Genomic DNA, 6,036 nt, shown 5'->3' with positions numbered 1-6,036 from the left:
GCGCGGCGCCGAACTCGCGGACGGTGAAAGCGCGAGCCACTCGGCACTCGGCTTCCTTTACGCGGACCGACGCTGCTTCGGCGCAGCGCTGAGCCATTTGGAGCGCGCGGTCGAGATCAACCCGGCTAATCCGGTGAACAATGCCAACCTTGGTATTTTCCTTACTCGGATAGGCCGCGCGGAAGAGGGACTTGAGCACCTGCGCCAAGCGCGACGCATCGACCCGTATTTCGGGCCATCCTTTTACCTGCCGGCCCAGGGGATCGCCCAATTCGTGATGCACCGATATGTGGAGGCCTTGGCAGAATTCGACCGGGTCGCTCAAACAAGCGCCGAAGCGCTTGCCATAATGGCGGGATGTTGCGCGAAGCTGGGGCTTGCCGAACGCACTCGGGATTCGGTGACGAAGTGCCTGGCGATTCAACCGGAGGCGACGATAGGGGAACTCGTCAGGAGGGCCCTCTTCGCGGGAGCGAATGACCGCGAGCATTTTGCCAAGTGCCTACGTCTCGCCGGAATGCCCGAATAACAAACTAAGCAATGAGCTGCGTAGCGGCCTTATAGATACCCTCGGTACCAAAGGCACCCAAATGACCAAGGTCTAGGCCGAGGGCGTTGGCTCCTGGTCGGCGTCAACCTAGCTCAAGGCAACCCAGCCTCCTCGCACGATTTGGACATGGTAACAAACTCCCAAAGTGCATCATGGGCTCGATATGAGCCTTCTCGACCCGCCCTAAAAAGCAAACGGCGTCTGGTCATGAGATGGATGCCAGGCGAACGAAACCCGGCACAAGCAACTATTATCGCCGCTTTCGCTGCAGCTCGGTCGATGCGCGATAGGTTTCTTATGGCGTGTCTGCAGGGACACGAAGAACAAAGTGGTTGAGGCAGGACTGTCTGACAGTCCGTTTGAGAAAGGTCAGTCATGGGCGATCCGGCGTAAAAGCAGGCTTCCCATGGCAACATGGATCATGGCCTCGGACACGTCCAGCCGGGTTTCATAGTCGCGCACGAGCCTTGCGCCGGCACTGTCGGAGATGTCCGCCGTGGTCAGATTGACCATCAACAGCCGCCCGTCGGTATCGACTGCGATATGACGTTTGCGGCCAACGATCTTCTTATTGGCATCATATCCTCGCGCTTTGGCATTCGGCGCCTTCACCGTCTGGCTGTCGAGCACACCACCAGACGGGCTGGCTTCACGTCCGCTACGCTCCCGGTCAAGCATCAGCGACACGTCGTGAATGGTCTGGAACAGCATCCGACGCACGAACCGTCGAAACCACCAGTATACGGTTTGCCACGGGCCGAAATTCGTTGGCAGCATGCGCCAGCCACCGCCGCTGCGCGCCATATAGCGGATCGCATTGAGCATTTCGCGCAGATCGACGCTGATTTTGCGGCCGCGCTTTTAGACCGGAGCTTAGCCATACTGATGGCTCCTGCCCCGGCGTCCAATGCCGGGTAGCCGGCGGGCATCTTTTCATGCTGGGCGAGAACGACCGCATCGCTGACCATGTGCAGCGCGACCAAGGACCTAGCTCTTCAAGGAATTGACTTACGATTGTATATGCAACATACGAAGGCATGAAACCAGACATCAACGCTGTTGAGATTGCCGAGATGGCCAACGCCTGTGTCCTCATGCGGACGCGACTGGTGTCACGCGTCGTCACCGGGATCTATGATCAGGAGCTTCGTCCATTCGGCCTGAACTCATCGCAATTCGCATTGCTGGTGGTGATTGCACAGCTAGGCCCTTCTACTCGTGCAGAGATCAGTCGTTACCACCACCAAGATCGATCGACCTTGACACGGAACCTTCAGGTTATGCTGAACCAAGGGTGGATTGAGGAAGCCTTGGAAGGTTCTAGCGGGCGAGGACGCTCAATCGTGCTGACGAAGAGCGGCCGGGATTTGTTGCACGCCGTCGTGCCGGCCTGGCGGGCGGGCCAAGCTCAGGCCAAAATCACAATCGGTCAAAGCGGCGTGGTTGCCATCAGGCAAATCGCCGACGGCATCATGAATATGCCCGAACGGGCCTGACCATTTATCCAAAATGTTGCATATACAATTTAGGGGCTTGCAATGACCGAAACTCCGTTCCCAGGCGCTGGCGATGGCCAGATCGATAACAAGCCAGGCTTTGTCGAGCATCGGGTGCCAAGAGGCCATGGCAGCGTCTACGCCCGCGATTATGCGGGCGCCGGACCGGCCTTCGTGCTTATGCATGGTTTTCCCGATAACCTCGGAATTTACGATGCGCTGGTGCCATATCTCGCTGCTGCAGGCCGGCATGTCGTAACCTTCGACTTCCTGGGCTTCGGTCAGTCCGACAAGCATGCGGGGGCCCAGTACAGTTTCGCGCAGCAACTCGGTGACCTTGAAGCTGTGGTTGCGGCGCTGGGACTCGATGCCATCATCCCGGTCGTCCACGATTCTTCCGGTCCCGCGGGAATCAACTTCACCCTCGCCCATCCGGATCGCGTTGCTGCGCTCTGCATCCTCAATTCAGCCTATGACGATGCGGTTGCGATTCGTTGGCCCGAATTGGTGACGTTGTTCGCAACCGATGGCCTGAAGGCGCTCAGCGGCGCGATTGGACAGGAACCGGCGCAGTTCGGCTGGCTGCTCGGCTGGCAGCAAAAGGAGTTTAGCGAGTCCCTGCCGGCTAACCAGCAGGCTCGGTTTGCGGCTGTCACGGGCCCGTTGATCGCCGACAATTTCATCCGGCAGCCGAGTTCCGGGCCGGCATTCATGCAACTTGCGTCAGAATTCTTCGCGGAACTGGCGCGCAACACGACCAGGCTCCCCGAAGTCCAGGTGATTGATGTTCCGGTCAAGGTGATTTGGGGCGAGTTCGACCCCTACATAACCGCAGATGTAGGCCGAGACCGGGCGTCGCACTTTAAGAACGTATCGCTGCACATCCTGCCGGCTGGCCATTGGCTGCAGATGGACGAACCGGCACTTGTCGCCCGGGAAATGCTGTCGTGAGGAGCAAAACCCAGGGCTCAGCTTTTCGGCTAGCGGGATCGTTCAGCCGCAGCGGTCTGGGCATTCTCGCCACCCTCTTTATGGCGATCAGCGCTAGCACGTCGTTTGCTCAAACTGCCGCCCCCGTCAAGGCGCCAGCAGCCTCGTTCCTCAATGTTCCCACGACAGGTCCCCCGTCGATCTTGACCCGGAAGAGCGTGATGATGGCGGGTTTTAGTTGAGCGAAGCCGCCAAGGGGGGCCGTGACGCCGGTGGCTTGAGACCTAACGCCGTGCGGCTTATCTTGTTTGATCAGTCTTGGAGAGCCGCGCCGTCTTGACGTCGGCGGGCGTTGGCGCTTGCGGGTAGGCGTTACCGAAATGCGTCTGAACATAGCCCACGACATCGGCGATCTGCTGATCTGACAGCGTGCGCGCAAACGGAGGCATAGCGCCTTGCCCCCACAAAATAATGGCGATCGGATAGCCGGGCTCCTGCAACCGGATATTATGAGCGAGCGACGGATAGCGCCCTGCCCCCTCAGCGCCGCGGCCATCCGGCATGTGGCAGGCCGCACAGACGCTTCCATAGACGGCCGCGCCACCTTGTTCCGTGAAATGAATCGGGCTGCCGAAGGTCTGTGCCGTGGCCGGTCTATCGATGCCCGACGGTGTAGCGATAATGACCATCGCGATCCAGACGCGCCTCACGATTTCATCACCCGCTCATGAAGTCGCGTGATCGCATCCAAAGACGATAGGACGGCACCTTCCTGCCAGGCTGGGATATAAGAGGCATGCTCACCGGCGAGAAGAATTCGGCCGTCGATGGCGCAAAGATCGCGGTAGTGACTGCTACGCGCGGCATCCGTCCACTGCCCGTAGCAGCCAAGGTTAGAAGGCACGCGATGCCAGGCTACGGCCATGCCATTATCAAATTCAGCGGGATACTGCGGGTGGATCTGCGCACCGAAGGCGAGTGCCCTACCGATTCGCTCAGCAGGGCTAAGAGATTCCAATTCGAAGGCGTAGGTGCCGAAAGCGTACGCGCCGAGCAGCACACCCTTGCCGCTGCCAAAATATCCGGTGGCCGGATAGCCGATCATGTTGACCGGCAAATCGGTGTAACTGATGCCACCATAAATCGCCTCATCCGTCTCCCAGAACCGCCGGTGGAATTGCAGGCCGATCTTGACGGAGGCGCTGTAGGGAACGGCAGCGATGGCGGCAGCCATCGGGGCGCCCACGCTCATCTCGATCTGACTGAGCACCGAGAGAGGGATGGTGCAAAGACACCAATCCGCGTGCGACTGCTGCGTGGTCTTCGACACCGTGTTTTCCCACGTCACATGCACGCCGCCCTCATCTTGCGCGATTGCGGTCACCCGCGCGCTTAGCCTTACGAGGTCACCGACCTCGCGCGCGAAGGCCTTCGCGATCATGTCCATGCCGCCCACCGGCTGGAACAAGGTGGTTTGATAGTCATAATCCAAACCGGCGCTTAGCCGGCGCCATAGATGCGAGTGCAACAAGTCCGCCGGCCGCAGCGGAGTAGAATCGATCGGCTCAGCCGAAAGTCCGCCGCCGGGCGGCTTCCCCCAGCCGCGACGTTCGCTAGCGTAGGGCCCGGCCTTATAGGCGTAGCTGTCATCGAGAGCGCCCCAATCCTGGAGAGCGGCGAGCAGCACCTCGGTGTCTTCCTTGGAGACGAGCGCGTTGAGCTTATCGGCGTTAACGGCCTTGGCCAGCATTTCCGAGACCGCGCCGCTGAAATCCGCCTGCACCGTGCGGTAGCGCTGCGGCTGGCCGCCGAAGGCGTCCTTGCTATGGAGATACGCGTTCGCGTTGACCTGAATGAAAGGTTCCATGGCCACACCCAGACGCTTGCAATAATCAAGCAGCGCCCGATGGTGGTAGGGAATGCGCCAGGGGCCGGGATTGAGATAAAGGCCGTGGTCAAAGCCACAGTCCTGCCTGGCGCCCCCCAACTCAGTAAAACGATCACCGCCGCGGATCGTCCAGGTGCGGCCGCCGACGCGGCCATTATATTCCAACACTTGCACGCGGTAACCCGCCTTGCGCAGCTCGAGCGCCGCCACCATGCCGGCGAGGCCGGCACCGAGGATCAAGACGGACGCGCCTTTCGGATCGCCTGAGAGTGTGATCGGCCCGGCGTAATCCGATTCCTGCGCATGACCAAGATTGGTCATCGCCAGCAACAGCGCCGAGCTGCCAGCCGCGGCGCCAATGAGCGACAGCAAGTCGCGTCGCCGCATGGGCGGTGTCTCGGCTTGAGTCATAGGGAACCTTCGTGTTGCGTACGTCGCAACCTAACAGCCATGCCCGCGCAAGTTCAATTCTTCGACCTTCCGCGCGATCGCCGCACCCGGTCTTCCGATAGGTCGAAGAACCGGGGTCAGCGGAGGCGAACACCTCGCGCGCCTCCGCCCCAAACTCCTACTCCGCAAGCGCTTCGAGCGGCATCTTCGCGGCAGGCGCCGAAAATGCCGGTTCTGGCCGGCAATCAGCGTCCCATTTTGAACGACATAGCTCCACTCCACGGTCTTCTCAAACCTGGCCCTGGGGAGATAAGCTCGTCCTCGACGAGGAAGGAAGCGACTTTGTGAGGCCGACACCTCCTTCCTCGCCATCGGTAGAGCTGGTCACGCGCTTGCCCCTACAAGCGGCGTGCCGTCCGGATTCTTCACATGGCGCAGCGCGCCCGGAACGGCGGCAGTAGCTATTTCTTGGTTGAAGTAGTTTTTGGCATATTTCGGAAATGGCGTATTAATCGATGCCGGCTTGATGAGCGTCAGCGAGTTCGGAACCCCTCTAGTCCCAGCTCTATTCAGAAAACATCGGCAATCCCTTTAATCGCGTGCTTCGAGGCACCATGCATGCCCTGAAGTGGCCGCCGGTCTGAGGCGATGCTACCCAAATTTATGATCGCGCCACCTCTGTCTTGACAGTCCGTTTGAGAAAGGTCAGTCATGGGCGATCCGGCGTAAAAGCAGGCTTCCCATGGCGACATGGATCATGGCCTCGGACACGTCCAGCCGGG

The 6,036-nt window shown here is 60.1% G+C and carries 5 protein-coding genes and 1 pseudogene; 3 read left to right on the top strand and 3 right to left on the bottom strand.

All coding sequences use genetic code 11. The features are described 5' to 3' along the window. A partial coding sequence (locus tag GSQ83_RS18305; protein WP_371418038.1) for a tetratricopeptide repeat protein occupies positions 1–529 on the top strand: 529 nt, incomplete at its 5' end. A 390-nt stretch (positions 530–919) separates the two neighbouring features. Here GSQ83_RS18305 and GSQ83_RS18300 read toward each other — a convergent pair. After that, positions 920–1,411, bottom strand: a pseudogene (locus GSQ83_RS18300) (IS5 family transposase); the annotation flags it as partial. 176 nt (positions 1,412–1,587) lie between these two features. On the opposite strand from GSQ83_RS18300, the gene GSQ83_RS18295 reads away from it, so the two are divergent. Together GSQ83_RS18295 and GSQ83_RS18290 are read left to right on the top strand one after the other, a co-directional pair. Continuing rightward, positions 1,588–2,046: a MarR family winged helix-turn-helix transcriptional regulator gene (locus GSQ83_RS18295; protein ID WP_158804335.1), complete on the top strand. Its 459-nt coding sequence runs from the start codon at positions 1,588–1,590 to the stop codon at positions 2,044–2,046. A 42-nt stretch (positions 2,047–2,088) separates the two neighbouring features. After that, the gene (locus GSQ83_RS18290) at positions 2,089–2,997 is read left to right on the top strand and encodes an alpha/beta fold hydrolase (protein WP_216850340.1); all 909 of its coding nucleotides are present in this window, start codon (positions 2,089–2,091) and stop codon (positions 2,995–2,997) included. Positions 2,998–3,275: 278 nt separating this feature from the next. Here the strand turns inward: GSQ83_RS18290 and GSQ83_RS18285 are convergent, their stop codons facing one another. Then, complete coding sequence (locus tag GSQ83_RS18285) at positions 3,276–3,686, bottom strand: cytochrome c (protein ID WP_254065773.1); 411 nt, start codon at positions 3,684–3,686, stop codon at positions 3,276–3,278. After that, positions 3,683–5,275 carry a flavin monoamine oxidase family protein gene (locus GSQ83_RS18280; RefSeq protein ID WP_216850339.1) on the bottom strand — a complete coding sequence of 531 codons (1,593 nt, stop codon included), beginning with the start codon at positions 5,273–5,275 and terminating at the stop codon, positions 3,683–3,685. The genes GSQ83_RS18285 and GSQ83_RS18280 overlap by 4 nt, the downstream gene beginning before the upstream one ends. Between the last annotated feature and the right edge of the window lie 761 nt (positions 5,276–6,036).

This window comes from Acidisoma sp. L85 (assembly GCF_009765865.1).
GTDB lineage: Bacteria > Pseudomonadota > Alphaproteobacteria > Acetobacterales > Acetobacteraceae > Acidisoma.
The sequence above is the reverse complement of the archived record's forward strand: the minus strand, read 5'-3'. Positions and strand labels throughout refer to the sequence as shown.